General features: G+C 38.0%; 15 protein-coding genes and 2 tRNA genes. 16 read left to right on the top strand and 1 reads right to left on the bottom strand.

The annotated features are described in order from the left end of the window. Positions 1 to 9 precede the first annotated feature (9 nt). From H3R25_RS04550 to lysS, 9 genes are all read left to right on the top strand, one after another. Positions 10 to 252, top strand: coding sequence for an RNA-binding S4 domain-containing protein (locus H3R25_RS04550; protein WP_122035818.1), 243 nt, complete (start codon positions 10 to 12; stop codon positions 250 to 252). Positions 253 to 328: 76 nt separating this feature from the next. Further along, a complete protein-coding gene (locus tag H3R25_RS04545; protein ID WP_101138680.1) occupies positions 329 to 706 on the top strand; it encodes a septum formation initiator family protein in 378 nt (125 codons plus the stop codon). After that, positions 706 to 1071, top strand: coding sequence for a S1 RNA-binding domain-containing protein (locus H3R25_RS04540; protein WP_198194421.1), 366 nt, complete (start codon positions 706 to 708; stop codon positions 1069 to 1071). Before H3R25_RS04545 ends, H3R25_RS04540 begins: the two co-directional genes overlap by 1 nt. Then, the gene (gene tilS / locus H3R25_RS04535) at positions 1061 to 2320 is read left to right on the top strand and encodes a tRNA lysidine(34) synthetase TilS (protein ID WP_198194420.1); all 1260 of its coding nucleotides are present in this window, start codon (positions 1061 to 1063) and stop codon (positions 2318 to 2320) included. The genes H3R25_RS04540 and tilS overlap by 11 nt, the downstream gene beginning before the upstream one ends. Positions 2321 to 2407: 87 nt before the next feature. Beyond that, entirely contained in the window at positions 2408 to 4615 is a 2208-nt protein-coding gene (gene ftsH / locus H3R25_RS04530) for an ATP-dependent zinc metalloprotease FtsH (protein ID WP_198194419.1), read from the top strand. 48 nt (positions 4616 to 4663) lie between these two features. Then, positions 4664 to 5536: an Hsp33 family molecular chaperone HslO gene (hslO, locus tag H3R25_RS04525; RefSeq protein ID WP_198194418.1), complete on the top strand. Its 873-nt coding sequence runs from the start codon at positions 4664 to 4666 to the stop codon at positions 5534 to 5536. Between the two features lie 113 nt (positions 5537 to 5649). After that, positions 5650 to 6282: a histidine phosphatase family protein gene (locus H3R25_RS04520; protein ID WP_187158431.1), complete on the top strand. Its 633-nt coding sequence runs from the start codon at positions 5650 to 5652 to the stop codon at positions 6280 to 6282. 99 nt (positions 6283 to 6381) lie between these two features. Then, positions 6382 to 7392, top strand: coding sequence for a tRNA dihydrouridine synthase DusB (gene dusB / locus H3R25_RS04515; protein WP_046307621.1), 1011 nt, complete (start codon positions 6382 to 6384; stop codon positions 7390 to 7392). Positions 7393 to 7418: 26 nt separating this feature from the next. Next, positions 7419 to 8966 (top strand): lysine--tRNA ligase, encoded by a 1548-nt coding sequence (gene lysS, locus H3R25_RS04510; protein WP_122035804.1) that lies wholly within the window; start codon positions 7419 to 7421, stop codon positions 8964 to 8966. Positions 8967 to 9047: 81 nt separating this feature from the next. On the opposite strand, the gene H3R25_RS04505 is transcribed toward lysS, so the two are convergent. Then, the gene (locus H3R25_RS04505) at positions 9048 to 9869 is read right to left on the bottom strand and encodes a DUF2785 domain-containing protein (protein ID WP_198194417.1); all 822 of its coding nucleotides are present in this window, start codon (positions 9867 to 9869) and stop codon (positions 9048 to 9050) included. 127 nt (positions 9870 to 9996) lie between these two features. Here H3R25_RS04505 and H3R25_RS04500 point away from each other — a divergent pair. The 7 genes from H3R25_RS04500 to rpoC all read left to right on the top strand — a co-directional run bounded on the left by H3R25_RS04500 (position 9997) and on the right by rpoC (position 22266). After that, positions 9997 to 10071: transfer RNA gene (locus tag H3R25_RS04500), tRNA-Gly, on the top strand. Positions 10072 to 10117: 46 nt separating this feature from the next. Then, a tRNA-Pro gene (locus H3R25_RS04495) sits at positions 10118 to 10191 on the top strand. An 85-nt stretch (positions 10192 to 10276) separates the two neighbouring features. Continuing rightward, entirely contained in the window at positions 10277 to 10585 is a 309-nt protein-coding gene (locus H3R25_RS04490; protein ID WP_122035776.1) for a hypothetical protein, read from the top strand. A gap of 692 nt (positions 10586 to 11277) precedes the next feature. Further along, positions 11278 to 11862 (top strand): hypothetical protein, encoded by a 585-nt coding sequence (locus tag H3R25_RS04485; protein WP_198194416.1) that lies wholly within the window; start codon positions 11278 to 11280, stop codon positions 11860 to 11862. A 379-nt stretch (positions 11863 to 12241) separates the two neighbouring features. Further along, positions 12242 to 14746, top strand: a complete 2505-nt coding sequence (locus tag H3R25_RS04480) for an ATP-dependent Clp protease ATP-binding subunit (protein ID WP_198194622.1) — start codon at positions 12242 to 12244, stop codon at positions 14744 to 14746. A 211-nt stretch (positions 14747 to 14957) separates the two neighbouring features. Beyond that, the gene (gene rpoB / locus H3R25_RS04475; protein ID WP_122035770.1) at positions 14958 to 18590 is read left to right on the top strand and encodes a DNA-directed RNA polymerase subunit beta; all 3633 of its coding nucleotides are present in this window, start codon (positions 14958 to 14960) and stop codon (positions 18588 to 18590) included. Between the two features lie 16 nt (positions 18591 to 18606). Further along, the gene (gene rpoC / locus H3R25_RS04470; protein ID WP_198194415.1) at positions 18607 to 22266 is read left to right on the top strand and encodes a DNA-directed RNA polymerase subunit beta'; all 3660 of its coding nucleotides are present in this window, start codon (positions 18607 to 18609) and stop codon (positions 22264 to 22266) included. Positions 22267 to 22312: the final 46 nt, after the last annotated feature.

Here is a 22312-nt window from a genome sequence, read left to right as displayed (position 1 = left end):
AGGTAAAAAATGCGTATTGATAAATTTTTGAAAATTTCAAGATTAGTTAAAAGAAGACCCGTGGCCAAGGAGATGGCAGATCAAGGTCGAATTAAAGTAAATGACAAAGTTGTTAAGTCAAGTTATGACGTAAAAATCGGTGACGTTATTGAAGTGGGTTATGGCTCAAGAGAGGTTAAGGCCAAAGTCTGTGACATCCGCGAGACAACCAAAAAAGCAGAGGCAAGTGAACTTTATGAATTAATCGAATGATAACTTTGTTATTTAATGACTTTTATGAATGGTCTTGTTATAATTAAATAGTATTTTAGAATTACAGAGGACAAAAATTATGAAAGGACCACGTATCTATAATTCGCTTAGTCCAGAAGAGCGAATTGCGCGCCTAAAGCGTAAGCAAGAAAAACGGGAAAAAGAAGTACACCGAATTCGACGCAATCGTATTATTGCCGTCTTTTTAGTCTTGTTTGCACTTTTAGGTATTCAACTTACGGTTACGCGTGTACAAACACAGCGCATCAATGAGCAAGTACAAACGCAGAAAAAATCGCTCAGCCAAATTGATAAGCAAAAACGTGCTTTGACAGCTAAGCGCGACGACTTAAAAGATCCTGATTACGTGGCCAAACTTGTCCGCTTTAAGTTTTTATATTCTAAACCAAATGAGACAATTTATAATTTACCTGAGGGCAAAGACGATAATTGATGAAATTTCAAGTAGGACAACGTGTTACAGGTACAATTAACAACATCACCGATTTGGGTATTTTTGTTACCCTTCCTAAGCATACGTCGGGACTCATTCACCAAAGTGATTTTGGCGAAAACTGGGTGCGTGAACGTGCTAACTATCAGATCGGTGATTCTATTCGTGTAGTTGTAATTAATAATTTTAAAGGTAAAATTGGTCTTTCAAGAATGCGGTTAAATGATCCGAATTTAATTGACCATACTAATGAATTTTCTGATGTAAAAAAAGAGCAGTTTTTAACTGTTTTAACCAAAACAATCACTGATTCTGAGCAAGAAATCAAAAAACTGCAGCAAGAATTGAACAATTATGCTGATTGATGACTTCTTTAAAGCAAATAGTTTGCCGTTAGAGGGTAAAACACTTGTTGTAGCGACAAGTGGTGGACCTGATTCAATGGCACTCCTTGACATGGCTAATGAAGCTAAGGCGCAATATCATTTTAAGTTAATTGCGGCTCATTTTAATCACCAATTGCGTGTTGATTCCAATTGCGAGGATACAGTAATTGGTAATTATTGTCAGATAAAGCAAATTGAAGTTGTTACTGGAAAATGGTCGAAACAGTTGCAACCGCAAAAAGGAATTGAAGCAGCTGCGCGCCAAGTTCGCTATCAGTTTTTGACTGAAGTAATGAAGAATAAGGCTGGCGACTATTTGTTAACGGCACATCACAGTGATGATTTGCTGGAAAATATTTTGCTTAAATTTATCCGTTCTGGTAATCCAAGTGAAATGAACAGTTTGCAACCAGTTAGCAAAATGAATGACCAGATTTTGTTACGACCACTGCTAACAGTTGAAAAGGCAGAGCTATTAACTTATGTAGAGAAACGTCAAATTCCTTTTGTGATTGATCAAACCAATAATGAGGATGACGCTTTACGTAATCGGATAAGACATAAAATTGTGCCTCTCTTGAAGGCTGAAAACCCAGAAATAAAGCGCAGCGCTTGGCGTTTTAGCGAGCAAATGAACTTAATGACATCGCTAATTACTGGTGACTTTGAGCAGATAGAGCAGCCCAGTGAATATCTCGGTTTTTTCTATCGGCTAAAAAAAGAAAATCTGACTTCTCTAACTGAAAAGCAGAAAGTACTGTATTGGCAAAACTTTATTTGGAAAACCTGGCATGTGCGCGTTAATGATAATCTAGGCAATTTTGAATTACTGCCTTATCAAGATTATTTTTATCTGATTGAAAAACCATTGCCAGACATTGAGCAAAAACAGCAAGTTGAACTAGGACAAAATTTTAAATTTGGCAGTAGGGAATTTGTCATTACTGATAAGTTGAATGCTAATGGCAACTTGATTGCTAAGATTAGCATTCCAGAAGGCGCTAGAATATATGCTGGACCAACTGAGCCTGGTGCTAAACTTAGTCTAAAAAATGGCCAACACGTCAAAAGTAAGAAAAAGTTTGCTCAAAGCGGCATTCCTAATGTGCTACGGCCATATTGCTTGGCTATTCTTGCGGATAGCGAAGTGGTCTTCATTGAGGATACTTATTCAAGTCAAAAAAAGGTAGAACATAAACGTCATTTTTATCTATATGGCAATATTTGATAAGAAATTTTAAAATAATAGAGTGATACTGAAATATGTGTTAAACTTTTATTCGTATATCTCTAGGAACTTTTGTGGAGGATTTTTATGAAAAATAACCGGAATCGGCTGTTTTCAAATGGCTTGTTCTATATAGTTGTTTTCCTTTTATTATTAGGAGGAATCAACTGGGCACTTGGTGGCACCGATAATTCCGGTGGTAGTGAGAACATCAGCTACTCGGAATTTGTCAAAGATTTGAATGACGGTAAGGTCAAGAACTTTAACGTTCAGCCTGCCAACGGTGTTTACACTGTATCAGGCAGTTACAAAGAGGCCCAAGATACTAAAAGCCAATCAAGTAACAGTCTTGACTTCTTTAATGGTAGCTCTGGATCAAAAGTGAAGCGTTTCTCAACAACTATGCTTCAAAATGATTCGAGTGTGTCGAATGTTCAGAACTTAGCTGAAAAGAGTGGCACGAAAATGACCACTCAAGGCGAATCGCAGTCTGGCAACTGGATCTCAACCATTGTAATGCTGGTGCCAACTATTCTGTTTATTGTCATGCTTTGGATGATGATTAGTCAAAGTAGTGGCGGTGGCGGCCGTGGTGGTAACGGCGGTATTATGAACTTTGGTCGTTCTCACGTTAAGCCAGAAGATCCAAAGAAGAATAAGGTTCGTTTTTCTGACGTTGCCGGTGAAGAAGAAGAAAAGCAGGAACTTGTTGAAGTTGTTGAATTCTTAAAGAATCCAGCTAAATTCACTAAGTTAGGTGCGAAAATCCCATCTGGGGTTTTACTCGAGGGTCCTCCGGGAACTGGTAAGACTTTGCTTGCTCGTGCTGTTGCTGGTGAAGCCAACGTACCATTCTTCTCAATCTCGGGATCTGACTTCGTTGAAATGTTCGTCGGTGTTGGTGCCAGTCGTGTACGTGATTTGTTCACTAATGCTAAGAAGAACGCACCAAGTATCATTTTCATTGATGAAATTGATGCCATTGGTCGTCGTCGTGGCGGAAATGCCAGTGGTGGCGGTAACGATGAACGTGAACAAACTTTGAACCAGTTGTTAGTTGAAATGGATGGGTTTGAAGGTAACGAAGGTGTTATCGTCATTGCCGCAACTAACCGTTCTGATGTTTTGGATCCAGCTTTGCTTCGTCCTGGTCGTTTTGACCGTAAAGTTCTAGTTGGTTCGCCAGACGTTCGTGGTCGTGAAGCTATCCTGCGTGTACATGCCAAGAACATGCCATTGGCAGATGACGTTGACTTAAAGGAAATTGCTCGTCAAACTCCAGGTTTCGTTGGTGCTGATTTAGCTAACTTGCTAAACGAAGCTGCGTTATTGGCTGCTCGTCGTAATGGCAATGAAATTACTGCTAATGACTTAGATGAAGCAGAAGATCGAGTAATTGCTGGACCAGCTAAGCGTGACAGCATGATCTCAAAGAAAGAGCGTCAAAGAGTTGCCTTCCATGAGGCAGGACACTCGATTTGTGGTTTGGTTCTAAGTGATTCACGGACAGTTCGTAAGGTTACAATTGTTCCTCACGGTCGTACAGGTGGATATAACTTAATGCTACCTAAGGATGATCAGTTCTTACTAACTAAGAAGCAATTAATGGAGCAAATCGTCGGCTTAATGGGTGGACGTGCTGGTGAAGAAGTTGTGGTTGGTGACCAATCAACTGGTGCTTCCAACGACTTTGAACAAGCAACACAAATTGCTCATAGTATGGTTGTCAACTACGGTATGACTGATTCGCTAGGAATGGTTGAACTCGAAAAAGAGGGCGAAACTAATCCTTACGGCTTTAAACCATATAGTGAAGCAACTTCTGCCAAAATTGATGAAGCTGTCAAGCAAATTCTTGACGAGGCCCATGAACAAGCAGTTGAAATCGTTAAGAATAACCGTGAAAAGCACCGTATTATTGCGGAAGCATTGCTTAAGTATGAAACTCTAGATGAAAAGCAGATTATGTCGCTTTACACTACTGGTAAAATGCCTGAAAAGACAGTTGAAGAATACCCAAGTGAATCTAAGGCTTCTACTTATGAAGAAGCTAAGGCTGCTGCTGAAAAGAGAGAAAATCAAAAGGCAGTTGCTAATTCTGATGAAACTGGTGTAGAAGGACAAGAAAAAGCTTCTGAAGAAGAAAAATCTGAATCTCCATTACAAAAGAATCAGGAAACTGAAAAACGTAATCCAGAAAATCCAGAGAAACTTGAATTTTCAGAAGAACAAAATTCTTCACAGACTACAGAAGATAAAGCTGATCATTCATCTGATGATCATCCTCAAGATTAATAATTAATAGGGCCTGTTTAAAGGCTCTATTTTTTTAGGAGAATTAAAATGAACGATTATTTAATTAAAGCAATTGATAAAACTAAAAACTTACGTTTATTGACAATTAATGCCCATGATTTAGTTCAAGAAGCACAAACTAGGCATGACACTTGGTCGGCTTCTTCTGCTGTTTTGGGAAGAACATTAATTGCTGGTGTTCTATTAGCAGGCGCTGAACTAACTGACAAAGAAGAGTTAACGATCCGCCTATTAGGTGATGGTCCAGTGGGACCAACAATTGTAACCGCCAAATCTGATTTGACGGTTAAGGGCTATGTCAAAAACCCTCATATTGCTTTGCCACCTAAGGAAAATGGGCATATTGATGTTAAAAAGGCCGTTGGTAAAGGTTGGCTTGAAGTGACTAAAGATTTAGGACTAAAGGAACCTTATACTGGTCAAGTTCCGATTGTTTCCGGTGAAATCGCTGAAGATATTGCTTACTATTTAACTAAGTCTGAGCAAATTCCTTCTGCTGTTGGTCTTTCCGTTTTTGTTAATCCAAACAACACAATTGGCGCAGCAGGCGGCTTTATGCTTCAGGCATTGCCTGGTGCCAGTGATAGTCTAATTGATCAAACGATTGATCGGATTAACAATTTACCTGCACTCTCCAGTTCATTTTTAGACGGCATGACTCCTGAAGAATTGGCTAAGAAGATTTTGGGCGATGACTGCAAGATTTTGGAAAAAGATGATGTTGCATTCAAATGTGACTGTTCAAAAGAAAAATACGGTAACATTTTAACAACTCTGAAAAATGGTCAGTTAAAGGAAATGATTGAAAAAGATCATGGTGCTGAATTGACTTGTAACTTTTGTGGTGAAAAATACGATTTTTCTGAAGATGAGTTAAAGGCGATTTTAGCCAAAAAATAAGTTGAAATAGATTTGTAGATTAATCACACGTATTATTAAATTTTGGTGCGGTAATTAGCATTTTTGATTATAATGAAGAAGTTGAATTAAATGAAATTAAAGGAGTGTAACTAATGCTAAACGTGTATATCGTTCGTCACGGTCAAACTGATACTAACAAAACCCTTGCAATTAACGGCTCGGGTACCAACTTGCCATTAAACGAAACAGGAATTAAGCAGGCTGAAGCTTTACGTGACAGTTTTGACATTGATCGAATCGATTATGTTTATGCTAGCCCTTTGACCCGTGCAAAACAGACTGCAGAAATATTGGACCAAGGGAAGCATAAAATTATTTACGATGACCGCTTAAAGGAAATGAACTACGGTAATTGGGATGGTAAACCTGCAGCTGAAATTCATGCAAAATATCCGCAAGCTTTTGATGATTTAGGCTATTTTACTGAAAACTATAGTGATTATTGTACTGGTGAAACATATCGTCAATTAGCTGATCGATTAATGGACTTTTGGCACGATCTTGTAAATAAACACGTAAACGAATCTGTAGTATTAGTTTTCCATGGGACTGCTTCACGCTCATTAGTACAAAATATTTTAGAGAGCACAGGAATTTCCAAAATTGGTGAAATGCAAAATGCTGGTGTAACCAATATTTCTGTGGATGATACAAGCAAAAAAGCATTTTTGCGTTACTATAACCGTTCAGCCCCTTGTGACTTCTTTCTTGAACCAAAGAGCTAATGAATAAATTTCTACAATTTTTTTCTTAATAAAAAGGTTGAAGTTTTGCTTATTAGGCCCTTTTTGTTATGATGTTAAGGTATTTGAAAGGATGATTAGGTGGATAATAGCTGGAAAATTCGCGAAATAACCATCCCTAATCGGGTTGTTGTTGCTCCAATGGCTGGAGTATCTAACTCTGCATTTCGAATGATTTGTAAAGAATTTGGTGCAGGCTTAGTTGTGTGCGAAATGATTTCCGATCACGGAATTATTTATCGTAATAAAAAGACAATGTCAATGATGAAAGTGGATCCGCGTGAGCACCCCATGAGTATTCAAATCTTTGGTGGGACAGAGGAGACTCTTCTTGAGGGAGCGCAGTATATCGATCAACATACTGATGCTGATATCATTGATATTAATATGGGTTGCCCCGTTCCTAAAATCACTAAGACTGATGCAGGTTCAAAATGGCTTTTGGACTCAAATAAGATCTACCAAATGGTTCATAAGGTAGTTCAGAATGTTTCTAAGCCCGTTTCAGTTAAGATGCGGATTGGCTGGGATCGAAAACATATTTTTGCAGTTGAAAATGCTCTAGCTGCACAAGAAGCTGGTGCAAGTATGATTGCAATGCACGGTCGAACCCGTAAGCAGATGTATGCTGGTGAAGCAGACTGGGAAACACTTCATGATGTCGCTCAAGTGCTTGATATTCCGTTTTTGGCTAATGGTGATATTGCTACGCCAGAGCTTGCCCAAAAGGCACTAGATGAAATTGGATGTACTGGTGTCATGATTGGCCGAGCTGCTTTGGGTAATCCTTGGATGGTCAAAGATATGGTTCATTACTTGGAAACAGGTGAAAAATTACCGCCTCAAACAGTTCGTGAACGTGTAGCAACTGCTGAGCATCAACTCCAAGGCTTAGTTGAGCTTAAAGGTGAAAAGATTGCTGTGCCGGAATTTCGCCAACAAGCTGCATATTATTTAAAAGGAATTCCCCGTTCAGCACGGACTCGTGCTAAAATAAATGAAGTTTGGACTGCACAAGAAGTCTACGATTTACTTGACAATTTTGTTGATGAGTATGAAAAGAGACAGGCACAAAAGGTCGCAAGAAATTAAAGTGAAAGATAATGGAGGAAAAATAATTGGCTAAAAGTGAAATGAATGACCAATTAATCGTTCGTCGCCAAAAGATGGAAGAACTTCGTGAAAACGGAATTGAACCATTTGGCATGAGAAAATTCGACCGTCAAGATTTGGCTCGTACTTTAAATGAGAAGTACACTAAAGAAGACAAGGACGAATTAAACAGTGAGTTACCTAAAACCAAAGTTGCTGGTAGAATGCTCGCTAAAAGAGGCAAGGGTAAAGTTGGCTTTGCTGACTTATATGATCGCACTGGCAAAATCCAGATTTATGTTCGTAAGGATATTGTTGGTGAAGAAAACTACCAAATTTTCAAAAAATCAGATATTGGTGACTTCTTAGGAATTGACGGCGAAGTCATGAAAACTGATACTGGCGAATTAACAATTCGTGCAACTCATGTAACCTTCTTATCTAAGGCCTTGCGTCCACTTCCTGATAAGTATCATGGTTTAAAGGATGTTGAACAAATTTATCGCCAACGTTACCTTGACTTAATTACTAATCATGAAAGTTATGAGCGCTTTGTTAATCGGACTAAGATTATCCAAGCAATTCGCGACTTCTTAAACAACAAGGACTTTTTGGAAGTTGAAACACCAGTTTTGCACAACATCCCTGGTGGTGCAGAAGCACGTCCATTTATTTCTCACCACAATGCCCTTGATATTGACCTTTACATGAGAATTGCTTTGGAGTTACCTCTGAAGCGTTTAATTGTTGGTGATATGGAACGCGTTTATGAAATTGGCCGAGTTTTCAGAAACGAAGGTCTTGATACCCATCATAACCCTGAATTTACTGAGCTTGAAACTTATGCCGCATATTGGGACTTCCATGATGTCATGGATGAAGCAGAAGGAATTATTCGTGCTGCCGCAAATGTTGTTACTGATGACGGTAAAGTCACATACCAAGGCACTGAAATTGACTTAGGTAAACCATTCCGTCGTGTACATATGGTTGACTTAATTAAGGAAAAGACCGGTGTTGATTTCTGGCAAGAGATGAGCGTTGAAGAAGCAACCAAAATTGCTGAAGACCATGATATTAAAGTTGAAAGCTTTTGGAAGGTTGGTCATATTATCAATGCCTTCTTTGAAAAGTACTGTGAAGAAACAATTGTTGACCCAACCTTTGTATATGGTCATCCAGTTGAAATTTCACCACTTGCTAAGAAGAACGCTGATGATCCACGCTTTACTGATCGTTTTGAAATTTACATTATGGGTGAAGAGTACGGTAACGCCTTTTCAGAACTAAACGACCCAGATGACCAACGTGAGCGTTTTGAAGCACAAATGGCAGAGCGTGAAGCTGGAAACGATGAAGCTGATATGATTGATGAAGATTACTTACGTGCTATGGAATATGGTATGCCACCAACAGGTGGATTGGGAATCGGAATTGACCGTCTTGTAATGCTTTTGACTGATGCGCCTGCAATTAGGGATGTTTTACTATTCCCAACAATGCGTCCAGAGCGAATTGAAGATATTGAGCGCGAAGTCGAAGAAGACATGAAGAAAAAAGAAAATAATAAATAATCGTTTTGCTAGCACTATAATATGCTAGCTAATGACACTACTAAAAAAGAATCCTTCTTTAAGGATTCTTTTTTAGTTTGCCTACAATGTAAAACCCATTTTTTCGTTGTAGGCAGTTATTTTCGAAAGTAGATTATCTTGAACTTCCTTATTGGTAGAAAAATAAAAATACCAATTTTGTAATAACCTAAACCACGAACTCAAGCAATACCAGTTAGCACGATCATCATGTAAAAGCTGCTGATAAATTTTCTTATCGAAGTCGTCAACAAATGAATTAAAGTCGGCTGAAGCTAACTTTTGGAAATGAACGCCTTGAAAAAAAGCAAATGCTATTCGCTGTTCTTCATCATCAACAAATGGATTTTTTAAATTTTGGAAAATACTCGTAATTACTTCAAATATTGCACTTACACTCTTAGGCTTGAAATCATGGTGACTCAAAGTAGCACCCAGAAAATCACTTCCATGCGCGACACTGTGTGCCCAACCTTTGTTTGTCACATAGCCACGAAAATCTTTTTCTTCTTTTAGATACCTAATGCTCCAGTCAAAAAGTAATTGACGTTCACTATCTGTTAAGATTGGCTTGTCATTATCTGATTCTAAAATGAGTGCGCCAAGTAAGGCACTGAAAGTTCTTAGAAAAACGGCATCGTTTTCTGGTTGATTAATTTGTCTAAAAAGACCTCTGTTCTGAATAAAACTGTCGATAATTACCTGAATCTGTTTTTGTTTAAATGCATTTTCTGAAAAGCCACGTGCAAAGAGGGTGTAGACAAGGTTATCTCTAATATGTGGATTCAAATTGCCAATATTGTCTAATAAGAATTGAATCTGCTCATTAGTAAAAACGAGCTTTCCTTCTGGCAGATCAACTAGTTTCTCCAATTCATTTTGCATAATTTTTCCTTTAAATCTATAAGTGTATTTTAGTTATAATTATATAATAATCGGAGTTTTTTTGGTGACTTTTTTTAAAAAAGGGGTTGAAAAAGATAACTGATTTGCTATAATAATATTTGTTCTTGCGGAAGTAGTTCAGTGGTAGAACATCACCTTGCCATGGTGGGGGTCGCGGGTTCGAATCCCGTCTTCCGCTCCAAGAGAAACAGAAAAAACTCACCGCTTTGGTGAGTTTTTTTGTTAACCGGGAAATAGCTCAGCTTGGTAGAGCGCTACGTTCGGGACGTAGAGGTCGCAGGTTCAAATCCTGTTTTCCCGATAAATGAGATTTTGCCTTTATGTCATACTTTTAATCATGAGTAAAAAAAAATAAAAAGTAAGTTTAATTATTGAGGAACATTAAGATGAAAACAAATATTGGAATTATTGTTTTATTCATATTTATGATTTTATCTAGTATAGCTGCTGCTTGGGATTTTTTTGAAAATGATAAGCATTCATATTTAGACATAATAACTTTTCTTGCAGGATTATCTGTTTTTACATTCTTTTTAGTTACTTACAAACAATTTTTAACTATAACTATAATTTCGAATTTATTAATAGTCATTTCAGCAATTTTGCATGGTATTTTGAATAAATCGTTTCATCTAATGCACCATGTAGTCAGAATAGTTTTATTGTTTTTGGTATATATACTTTTATTAAGTTAATTAACATATATAGTATAAAGCTTGACGTTAGGCTAATCATTTAGAAAATTATAGTCGGACAATAATCTTTCAGTACTTTAAAAGTAATTTTGAGAAGTCAATCAAAAATTTAGTAAAGCCCAAGGATACTAGTAGCTACATTGACTATACAATATAAGAAGATTCTATTTAGGGTGAGTTCAGAAGGTTAGACAATTTTGGGGTTATTCATAAGTTAAGGCCTTTCACCAGCAATCGGCGTATTAAAACATAGTGGTTTTGTAATCAAAGATAAGAATGTTAGGCGTCTGATACATAAATTAGAATTAATATGTTTACGTCGACATAAACGCAAGTATCCTAACTATTAGAAAACGATGGGGGAAGATTCTTCCTAACTTCATTCAACCGCAATTTATTTGTTCTATGCTCTAACCTGAAAGTGCTACATTGACATAATCAGGTTTTACCCTGTAGGAATAAATTTTATTCTATGCAATTTTATGGCATCCAAATCTTAACCTGATAATGATATTGTTTAATTACATACACTTAAATTGTGCAGCATTATGTAAATATCTTGTGCGGCTCTTTGTCAAACAAATATTTAACTTTCAAAAAGGCACTTTTCTGAAGCTAGCTCAAATAGGAAATATATAAACCTGGAAAAATTAATAAAAAACTTGAAGCATAGCAAATAAAGGAGACTTTGGATGATAATCAACAAAAAAGATTGGAATAACTACCTTAATAAAAAGGAGTTAGTGAAAATTTATGGGAAATCACAAGATAGTTATATATTTGCAGTAGGATATATGATTGCCGATATAGGACAATACTATATCTTTGAAGTTGTAGACGATGTTGGCAGTTTAGATAGTTATGTTTTATATAAAAAGACGGAAATTAAAAAATTAGTATGTAATGATAGTCATACAAGGATGTTTGATTTCTATATTGACTACCTAAAAAAACAAGATGAATATGATAGATTAAACTTACAAAAAGTATATAATGATATTCCACATAATGATATCCTTACTTTGTTAGATTATTGTTGTAATTACGGCTTTTATGTCACCATAGCTGAATCTGAAGATGAATATGAGGAAACTGTAAAAATAATTTCTGTTGACACGCAAAAGGTATTAATTGATCAAACAGAATATTGTAAAGACCATAATTTGATGGACGAGGTTAGATCCGAGCCAATCAAAATCGCTGATATTCTGACACTAGATATTATTAGTAAAGAGAATTTTTTGTATGAACAATATCTTAAACAAAAAAATAGCTAGTTAAATTTATTCGCGCAAAAAAAGCAACTTTTTAGGTTGCTTTTTATTGTACACAAATTTAATTATAAATAAGGTTAATTGAGTACATACGATTTCTGAAATCGATTAGTAAGTGAATAGAAATTTATATTACTCGTACCTAAACTAATCTACTTATATAGTGAATCTTTTGCTACAATCAAGGTATTTTGTTTAACTAAAATAAAACATTTGTAAAAGCATTTATATTAAGAAAATTGAAATTAGCATCATTAGCTAGTCTTTGCTATAATGGTGGCAATGTTTTTACGCTAAAAGCACTTTACTTGAAACAAAATATTTTACAATTCAGCCAAAAAGTTTATAGTGGATACACATCGTTTTTAAAGGTGGTGCTATGATGAAAAAATCCTATACCAAAAGTGCAAATCAAGTTTTAGAAATTGCACGTGAACAGGCACAGAGCTTTCATCATCGTTTAATCGGTACGGAACACGTACTGCTTGCGATGGTAATCGAATCTGATGGTGAAGCTGGTAAAAACTTGCGTGAATGGGGCGCAACGCCAACGGCTATCCGTGAAGAAATTGAACGCTATACCGGCTATGGCTCGGCAGGTAAATCTACTTATATGGAAATGTCACCTCGGTTGAGTATGGCATTATCTTATGCAGGAGTCTTAGCTGAACGTGAAGGTTCAGCTCAAATTAAAACCAGTCATATTTTGCTTGGTTTGATTCTCAATGAACAGATTCTTGCTTCTGTAATTTTACGAAATTTGAACATAGATCTTCCTGGTTTGCGCAATGATTTATTACACTCGCTAGGTGAAGATATCGATAATATTGATGATAATGATCAATCTGATAATAGTGGTTGGTCAAGTTTTAATGGTGCGGATTATAGTAATTCCACTAATTCGCAAAGTAAAACGCCAACTCTTGATCAAGTGTCAGTTAACTTAAATGAACGAGCAGAAAATGGCAAAATCGATCCAGTGATTGGGCGAGATAAAGAAGTCGCTCGTGTGATTGAAATTTTATCAAGGCGTAATAAGAATAATCCAGTTCTAATCGGTGAACCGGGAGTCGGTAAGACGGCTGTTGCTGAAGCGATTGCGACAGCAATAGTTAATAAAAAAGTGCCGCATGACCTAATGGACAAAAAAGTCATCTCACTTGATTTGGGAGGTCTTGTTGCTGGTACTAAATATCGTGGTGAGTTTGAAGACCGACTGAAGAAAATCATCAAAGAAATTGTTGATGACGGAACAATTATTCTGTTTGTTGACGAAATGCATACCTTAATTGGTGCTGGTGGAGCCGAAGGATCAATTGATGCAGCTAATATTTTGAAGCCATCACTTGCACGTGGTGACATTCAAATGATTGGTGCAACAACTTTTGACGAGTACCAAAAGTATGTTGAAAAAGATCAAGCATTAGCACGTAGATTTCAAATAGTGCGTCTAAATGAACCTTCTAAGGAAGAGACACTAGCTATTTTAAGTGGTTTGAAACCAAAATATGAGAAGTTTCACCATGTCACGATTACTGATGCGGCCCTTGAGAATGCAATTGATTTATCAAGTCGCTATATTTCTAACCGTTATTTGCCGGATAAAGCAATTGACTTAATTGATGAAGCTAGTGCAGCTGTCAAAATCAAGTCTGGTAAGGGCTCAAATAACCAGCTGGTTCAACTTAATGAACAAATTAAAAAAGTTATAGAGCAAAAAAATCAAGCTGCGATTAATCAGAATTTTGTCAAAGCGGCTCAGCTTCAAGATAGACAAAATAGCTTGCAATTACGCCAAGATAAGTTAAACGCTAAATTGGAAAGTGCGACTAGTAAAAAGTCTACAGTGCAACCAGAAGATATTGCTAAGGTGGTTTCAAACTGGACAGGCGTACCTGTTACTCAAATGAATCGCGATGAATCAAAGCATCTGGCTAATCTGGAGGCAGATTTGCATAAGCGCATTATCGGACAAGAGGATGCAGTTCGTGCAGTTAGTCGCGCAGTTCGTCGTAGTAGGAGTGGAATTAAGGATGAAAATCGTCCAATCGGTTCATTTCTATTCTTGGGCCCAACAGGTGTTGGTAAGACAGAACTAGCCAAAGCAATAGCGGCCTCAATCTTTGGTTCAGAGAATAACTTAATCAGAATTGATATGTCTGAATACATGGATCAAATTGCTAATAGTAAGCTGATTGGCTCAGCTCCAGGCTATGTTGGCTATGATGAAGGTGGACAATTATCCGAACAGGTTCGTCGCCACCCATATTCTGTAGTTTTGCTCGATGAAGTTGAAAAAGCCCATCCTGATGTTTTTAACCTACTATTGCAAGTACTTGATGATGGCTTTTTGACCGATTCAAAAGGACGCAAAGTAGACTTTAAGAATACAATTATTATTATGACTTCCAACTTAGGCTCGCGTTCTTTATTTGATACCAAAGAAGTCGGCTTTAATGCTGACAATTCAAGCCAAGTTGAAATGCGTAAAGATCGTGTTCGTCAAGCGCTTAAACAGTTTTTCCGTCCAGAATTTTTAAACCGAGTTGATGAAACAATTATCTTTGATGAGCTTAACCAGCAACAATTACGTCAAATTGTCACTCTACTTACTCATAAGTTGATTGTCCGTTTGCAAAAGCAAGGCGTGCAATTGAAAATTTCACGTGCTGCTTTGGATAAAATTGCTAAAGATGGCTATAATCCTGAGATGGGTGCAAGACCTTTGCGCCGCGCAATTCAAAAGGATATTGAAGACGAAATTGCCTCAAAACTAATTACTGGTGAACTTGGTGATGGCGATCTTCTCAAAATTGGTTGTAACCATGACAAATTAAAATTTGAAATAGTTAAAGCAGAACCAAAAAATCTAGTTGGCTCTAAGTAAAACAATTGACAAATCAGTTATCATTTGCTATATTAGTGCGTGATTAAAAAGGCTGATTTTCAGGATTTTGCTGATATATTGTCCAGCAGAATAATAAAGGACAAAAACGACAAAGGTTGTTTTTGTCTTTTTTATGCTTAAAAATCCCGCTTTTTGAAATTGTAACCAAAATGTAATATTAGCTTTCTCTGACAGAAAGGATGTTTTCTCCTTGTTAAATGGACACGTAGTGAACTTCGGTAAGCATCGAACAAGACGTAGTTTTTCACGTATTAAAGAAGTACTGAAGCTACCTAACTTGACAGATGTTCAAACCGAATCGTACCAAAACTTTTTGGATGAAGGTATTAAGGAAGTCTTCGACGACATTATGCCGATTAGTGACTTTTCAGGTAAGCTTTCGCTTGAGTACGTTGGCTATAAACTGCAAAAGCCAAAGTATACTGTTGATGAAGCGCGTGATCACGATGCAACTTACGCTGCACCAATGCACGTTACCTTAAAACTGACTAACCAAAAAACTGGTGAAATTAAGACCCAAGATGTTTTCTTCGGCGATTTACCTTTAATGACTGAATCTGGTTCATTCATTATCAATGGTGCCGAAAGAGTTATTGTTTCCCAATTAGTTAGATCACCAAGTGTCTACTATTCTGGCGACTATGATAAGAATGGTCGAGAGATCTTCGGCACAACTGTTATTCCTAACCGTGGTGCATGGCTAGAATATGAAACAGATGCTAAGAATGTTTCTTATGTACGTGTTGATCGTACTCGTAAACTGCCTTTGACTGTTTTAATTAGAGCTTTAGGAATTGGCTCAGATGACGAAATTATTGATATCTTTGGTGAAAGTGATACTTTGCAATTCACTTTGGATAAAGATGTACACAAGAATCCAGCAGATTCACGTGTCGCTGAAGCCTTAAAGGATATCTATGAGCGTCTACGCCCAGGTGAACCAAAGACAACTGATTCTTCACGGTCCCTCTTATATGCTCGTTTCTTTGACCCACGTCGCTACGACTTAGCCCCCGTTGGTCGATACAAGGTTAATAAGAAGTTATCATTAAAGAACCGTCTCTACGGTCAAACTTTAGCAGAAACTTTAGCTGACCCAGATACTGGTGAAATTATTGCTAAGAAGGGTACTGTTGTTACTCATGAAGTAATGGACGGCTTAGAAGAGTATCTTGACCGTGATGACTTCAAGATGGTTACTTATGAACCTTCAAAAGAAGGTGTCTTACCTGACCCAATTGTTGTTCAAGAAGTTAAGGTATATTCAAAGGCCAACCCTGAACGTGTTGTTAAGTTGATTTCTAATGGTCACATCGATAAGGACGTTAAATACTTAACTCCTGCAGATATTTTGGCATCAATTAACTACTTCTTCTTATTACAAGATGGTATTGGTGATACTGATGACATCGATCACTTAGGTAACCGTCGTATTCGTCGTGTTGGTGAATTGTTACAAAATCAATTTAGAATTGGTTTGGCAAGAATGGAACGTGTTGTTCGTGAAAGAATGTCAATTCAGGACCCTTCAACTGTTACACCACAACAATTAATCAACATTAGACCTATTGTTGCCAGCATCAAAGAATTCTTTGGTTCATCACAACTTTCACAGTTCATGGACCAACATAACCCGCTTGGCGAATTAACACACAAGCGTCGTATGTCTGCTTTAGGGCCTGGTGGTTTGACTCGTGACCGTGCTGGATATGAAGTTCGTGACGTTCACTATACTCAATATGGTCGTCTTTGCCCGATTGAAACTCCTGAAGGACCAAACATCGGATTAATTAACTCTCTTGCATCATACGCAGTTATTAACAAATACGGTTTCATTGAAACACCATATCGTCGCGTTTCATGGAAGACTCATAAAGTTACGGATCGAATTGATTATCTAACAGCTGATGTAGAAGATAACTTCATTATTGCCGGAGCAAACACCAAATTAAATCCAGATGGTTCTTTCAAGGACGATTTGATTTTAGCTCGTCATAAGGAAGATAACGTCGAAGTTAGTCCTGATAAGATTGACTACATGGACGTTATTCCTAAACAAGTTGTTTCGGTTGCGTCTGCATGTATTCCTTTCCTTGAAAACGATGACTCTAACCGTGCATTGATGGGTGCTAACCAGCAACGTCAGGCTGCTCCATTGATTGATCCACATAGTTGTCTTGTTGGTACTGGTATGGAATACCGTGCTGCGCATGACTCTGGTGCTGCAATTGTTGCTAAGGCAGCAGGAACTGTTGAATACGTTGATGCTAATACAGTTAGAATTAGACGCGCTGATGGCACTTTAGATAAATATGTGCTTGAAAAATACCGTCGTTCTAACAACTCCAAGTCATATAACCAAACACCAAATGTTAGATTAGGTGATCAGGTTGAAGAAGGCGAAGTAATCGTTAATGGTCCAACAATGGATCATGGTGAACTTGCTTTGGGTCAAAACCCAGTAATTGCCTTCATGACATGGAACATGTACAACTATGAAGATGCCATCATGCTTTCAGAACGTTTAGTTAAGGATGATGTCTACACTTCAATTAGTATTGAAGACTATGAATCAGAAGCTCGTGATACTAAACTTGGTCCCGAGGAAATTACACGCGAATTACCTAATGTTGGTGAGGATGCACTTAAAGACCTCGATGGTCAAGGAATCGTTCGCATTGGTGCTGAGGTTCATGACGGTGACATTTTAGTAGGTAAGGTTACACCAAAGGGTGTGACTGAACTATCCGCTGAAGAACGTTTGCTTCACGCTATCTTTGGTGAAAAAGCACGTGAAGTACGTGATACATCATTACGTGTACCTCACGGTGGTGGCGGAATTGTTCGCGATGTTAAAGTATATACTCGTGAAAATGGCGATGAACTTTCCCCAGGTGTAAATACCTTAGTACGTGTTTACATTGCACAAAAGAGAAAGATTCAAGTCGGAGATAAGATGTCTGGTCGTCACGGTAACAAAGGTACTGTTGCTGCAGTTGTTCCTGAAGAAGATATGCCATACTTACCAGATGGTACTCCAGTTGATATTTGTTTGAACCCAATGGGTGTTCCTTCACGTATGAACATCGGACAGTTACTTGAATTGCACTTGGGCTGGGCTGCTAATAGTCTAGGCATTCATGTTGCAACTCCAGTATTTGATGGTGCGAGTGAAAATGATGTTTGGGATACTGTTCATAAAGCTGGTATCGACAAAGATGGTAAGACTGTTTTATATGATGGTCGTACTGGAGAGCCGTTCCATAACCGTGTTTCTGTCGGAATTATGCACTATCTGAAATTAACCCACATGGTTGATGATAAGATTCATGCACGTTCCATTGGGCCTTACTCGTTAGTAACCCAACAACCTCTTGGTGGTAAAGCACAATTTGGTGGACAGCGTTTTGGTGAAATGGAAGTTTGGGCACTTGAAGCTTATGGTGCTGCATACACATTACAAGAAATTTTGACTTACAAATCTGATGATGTTGTTGGTCGTGTAAAGGCATACGAAGCAATTGTTAAGGGTGACAGAATTCCTAAGCCAGGTGTTCCTGAATCATTCCGTGTTCTTGTTAAAGAATTACAATCTTTAGGATTAGATATTCGTGTTCTTGACATGGATCACAATGAAATCGAACTTCGTGACATGGATGATGATTCAAATGAACATTTGAATATTGATACCTTGTCGAAGATGGCCGAAGAGCAACAAAAGAAGAAGTTAGCCGAAGAAACCGCAAAATCAGAAGATGAAGAATCAGCCGAGATTGAAGCTCCAGTTGATGAGTCTGACGATGATAACAAGATTTCTAAATAAGTAGGGGGTTAAACTTTTGATCGACGTAAATAAATTTGAAAGCATGCAAATTGGCCTTGCTTCTCCAAATAAAATTCGGAGCTGGTCGTATGGTGAAGTAAAAAAGCCTGAAACGATCAACTACCGTACTTTAAAACCGGAAAAAGATGGTCTGTTTGATGAAAGAATCTTTGGACCAACCAAGGATTGGGCATGTGCATGTGGCAAATATAAAGGTGTGAGATACCGCGGCATCGTTTGTGATCGTTGTGGTGTTGAAGTTACCTCTTCTAAAGTTAGAAGGGAACGGATGGGTCACATCGAATTAGCAGCCCCAGTAACCCACATTTGGTACTTCAAGGGAATTCCATCTCGAATGGGATTGATTCTTGATATGTCACCAAGATTATTGGAAGAAGTTATCTATTTTGCGGCATACATTGTCATTGATCCAGGTGACACTGAACTTGAATTCAAACAGCTTTTAACTGAAGCAGAATACCGTGAAGAAAAAGCTAAGTACGGTAATCGTTTTGAAGCAAAAATGGGTGCCGAAGCAATTCGCGACTTGTTACGTAAAGTTGACCTAGAAAAAGAAGTTACTGATTTAAAGAAAGAATTGGAAACTGCTACTGGTCAAAAGCGTACACGTGCAATCAGAAGATTAGATATTCTTGATGCATTCAAAGATTCTGGTAACAAGCCTGAATGGATGGTCATTGATGCGGTACCAGTTATTCCACCGGACTTGCGTCCAATGGTTCAATTAGAAGGTGGTCGTTTCGCTACTTCTGATTTGAATGACTTGTATCGTCGTGTAATTAACCGTAACAACCGGTTAAAGAGACTGCTCGACTTAAATGCACCAAATATCATTGTTCAAAATGAAAAGCGGATGTTACAAGAAGCCGTAGATGCACTGATTGATAATGGTCGTCGTGGTCGTTCTGTTGTTGGACCTGGTAACCGTCCACTTAAGTCACTTTCACACATGCTTAAGGGTAAGCAAGGTCGTTTCCGTCAGAACTTACTTGGTAAGCGTGTTGACTATTCCGGTCGTTCAGTTATCGATGTTTCACCAAAATTGAAATTCTATCAATGTGGTGTTCCTCGTCCAATGGCACTTGAATTATTCAAGCCATTTGTAATGCACGAATTAGTTAAGCGCAAGATTGCTTCTAACATTAAGAGTGCAAAACGTAAGATTGACCGTGAAGACGATGATGTATGGGATGTACTAGAAGATGTTATCAAGGAAAGAACTGTTTTACTAAACCGTGCGCCAACTTTGCACCGTTTGAGTATTCAGGCCTTTGAACCAGTTTTGGTACCAGGTAAGTCAATTCGTTTGCATCCACTTGCATGTGAAGCCTACAATGCCGACTTTGATGGTGACCAGATGGCCATTCACGTTCCTTTATCTGACGAAGCTGTTGCAGAATCACGTTTGTTAATGCTTGCAGCTCACCATATTTTGGCACCTAAGGATGGTAAGCCAATTGTTACACCATCTCAGGATATCGTTTTAGGTAACTATTGGTTGACTCAAGCTGAAAAGGGTCGTGAAGGTGAAGGAATGATTTTCAATTCACCTGATGAAGCAACAGTTGCATATAATAATGGTGATATTCACTATCACACTATTATTGGTATGTCTGCTGATTCAATGCCTAAGAAGTCATGGCCTAAAGGCTACGAACATGGTATTTTTATTACCACTTACGGTAGAATCATTTTCAACCAAATTTTCCCAGAAGATTACTTCTACATTAATGAACCAACTGAAGAAAACTTGAACCACCCATTAAGCGCTAAGTACTTCTTAGAGCCTGGTGAGGATATTCATGAAAAGATTGATGATGTTGCTGGTGATTTAATCTCAACTCCATTTAAGAAATCTTTCTTATCTGATTCAATCGCAACTATTTACAAGTACTACAAGGTTCAAAGAACTTCTGAATACCTTGATGACTTAAAGACGCTTGGTTACACTAGTTCAACTACTTCTGGTATTACAATCGGTATGACCGACGTTCCTGAAATTGATGATAAGGATGAAAAGGTTGCTAAGGCGCACAAGCAAGTTGATGTCGTATCTAAGCAATTTAGACGAGGTTTAATTACTGAACAAGAGCGTCACGATCGTGTTATCAGCATTTGGAATGACTGTAAGGATCAGGTTCAGGACGAAATTGCCCAAATTTATGATCCTCGTAACCCAATTACAATCATGGCCGACTCTGGTGCTCGTGGTAACATTTCCAACTTTACTCAGTTAGCTGGTATGCGTGGATTGATGGCCACTCCTAACGGTGGATTGTTCGAAATTCCTGTTACTTCAAACTTCAAGGAAGGTCTATCAGTTCTAGAACTATTCATGTCCACTCACGGTGCTCGTAAGGGAATGACTGATACAGCCTTGAAGACTGCCCAGTCAGGATACTTGACTCGTCGTCTAGTTGATGTTGCTCAAGATGTTATTATCCGTGAAGACGATTGTGGTACTGACCGTGGTATCAATGTTCATGCCATTATGGAAGGTGACGAATTAATTGAGCCATTATACGATCGTTTATTAGGACGCTTTACTGCTGAAACTGTTAAAGATCCTAGGACTGGCGAAGCTATTGTTGGACCAAATGTCATGCTTGATGAAGATTTATCACATAAAATTTGTGATGCTGGTGTGACAGATGTTAAGATTCGTTCTATTCTAACTTGTGATACTTCCCATGGTGTTTGCCGTAAGTGTTACGGTATGAACCTTGCTACTGGTGAAGAAGTTGAAGTTGGTGAAGCAGTTGGTACAGTTGCAGCTCAATCAATTGGTGAACCTGGTACTCAGCTTACTTTACGTACATTCCACAACGGTGGTGTTGCCGGTGCAGAAGATATTACTCAGGGTCTTCCTCGTGTTCAAGAATTGTTTGAAGCACGTAATCCAAAGGGACGTGCTATTATCTCTGAAGTAGATGGTATAATTGATTCAATTCAAGAAAACCCAGCAGAGCATACACGTGAGATTACTGTTAAAGGTAAGATTGATACTAGAAGCTACAGTGTGCCTTACACTGCATCAGTTGCAGTTAGTGAAGGTGATGAGGTTAGTCGTGGATCCAAGTTAACTCTCGGATCAATTGATCCAAAGGAACTCATCCAAGTTACTGATACCTTAACAACTGAAGAATACATCCTAGTTGAAGTTCAAAAAGCGTACCGGATGCAGGGTGTAGACATTTCTGATAAGCACGTCGAAGTTTTGACTAGACAAATGTTACAGAAAGTGCGTGTACTTGATCCAGGTGAAACGAACTTACTTCCGGGTGAGATCATGGATATTGGTGAATTCAAGGAACGTAACACTTCAGTTATTATTTCTGGTGGTATTCCTGCCACTGCACAGAGTGTTATTCTTGGTATTACTAAGGCTGCTCTTGAAACTAACAGTTTCTTATCAGCTGCTTCATTCCAGGAAACCACCCGTGTATTAACTGATGCCTCAATCAGAGGTAAAAATGATCCATTACTCGGTTTGAAGGAAAATGTTATCATTGGTAAGATTATTCCTGCCGGAACCGGTCTTCCAATTTACCGTGATATGGAACCTGAAGCTGATGTTCAAAAACCTAAATCTGTTTATTCAATAGCTGATATTGAAAAGAAGATGAAGGAAGCTGACCAAGCTACAGAATCATAAAAAATAATATAAATAAAAACTGTTCTGTTAGAAGTTACTAACGGAA

The organism is Lactobacillus sp. M0390 (genome assembly GCF_016102085.1).
In the GTDB taxonomy this organism is placed as follows: domain Bacteria; phylum Bacillota; class Bacilli; order Lactobacillales; family Lactobacillaceae; genus Lactobacillus; species Lactobacillus apis.
Note: the sequence above shows the minus strand (reverse complement) of the source record. Positions and strands in the feature narration are given on the sequence as shown.

Bases quoted from the DNA above. Each gene is read 5' to 3' on its own strand.
- H3R25_RS04520 (WP_187158431.1), top strand. From the start codon at position 5,650: ATGCTAAACGTGTATATCGTTCGTCACGGTCAAACTGATACTAACAAA.
- H3R25_RS04550 (WP_122035818.1), top strand. From the start codon at position 10: ATGCGTATTGATAAATTTTTGAAAATTTCAAGATTAGTTAAAAGAAGA.
- tilS (WP_198194420.1), top strand. From the start codon at position 1,061: ATGCTGATTGATGACTTCTTTAAAGCAAATAGTTTGCCGTTAGAGGGT.
- H3R25_RS04485 (WP_198194416.1), top strand. From the start codon at position 11,278: ATGATAATCAACAAAAAAGATTGGAATAACTACCTTAATAAAAAGGAG.
- H3R25_RS04540 (WP_198194421.1), top strand. From the start codon at position 706: ATGAAATTTCAAGTAGGACAACGTGTTACAGGTACAATTAACAACATC.
- H3R25_RS04490 (WP_122035776.1), top strand. From the start codon at position 10,277: ATGAAAACAAATATTGGAATTATTGTTTTATTCATATTTATGATTTTA.
- H3R25_RS04505 (WP_198194417.1), bottom strand. From the start codon at position 9,869: ATGCAAAATGAATTGGAGAAACTAGTTGATCTGCCAGAAGGAAAGCTC.
- ftsH (WP_198194419.1), top strand. From the start codon at position 2,408: ATGAAAAATAACCGGAATCGGCTGTTTTCAAATGGCTTGTTCTATATA.
- hslO (WP_198194418.1), top strand. From the start codon at position 4,664: ATGAACGATTATTTAATTAAAGCAATTGATAAAACTAAAAACTTACGT.
- H3R25_RS04480 (WP_198194622.1), top strand. From the start codon at position 12,242: ATGAAAAAATCCTATACCAAAAGTGCAAATCAAGTTTTAGAAATTGCA.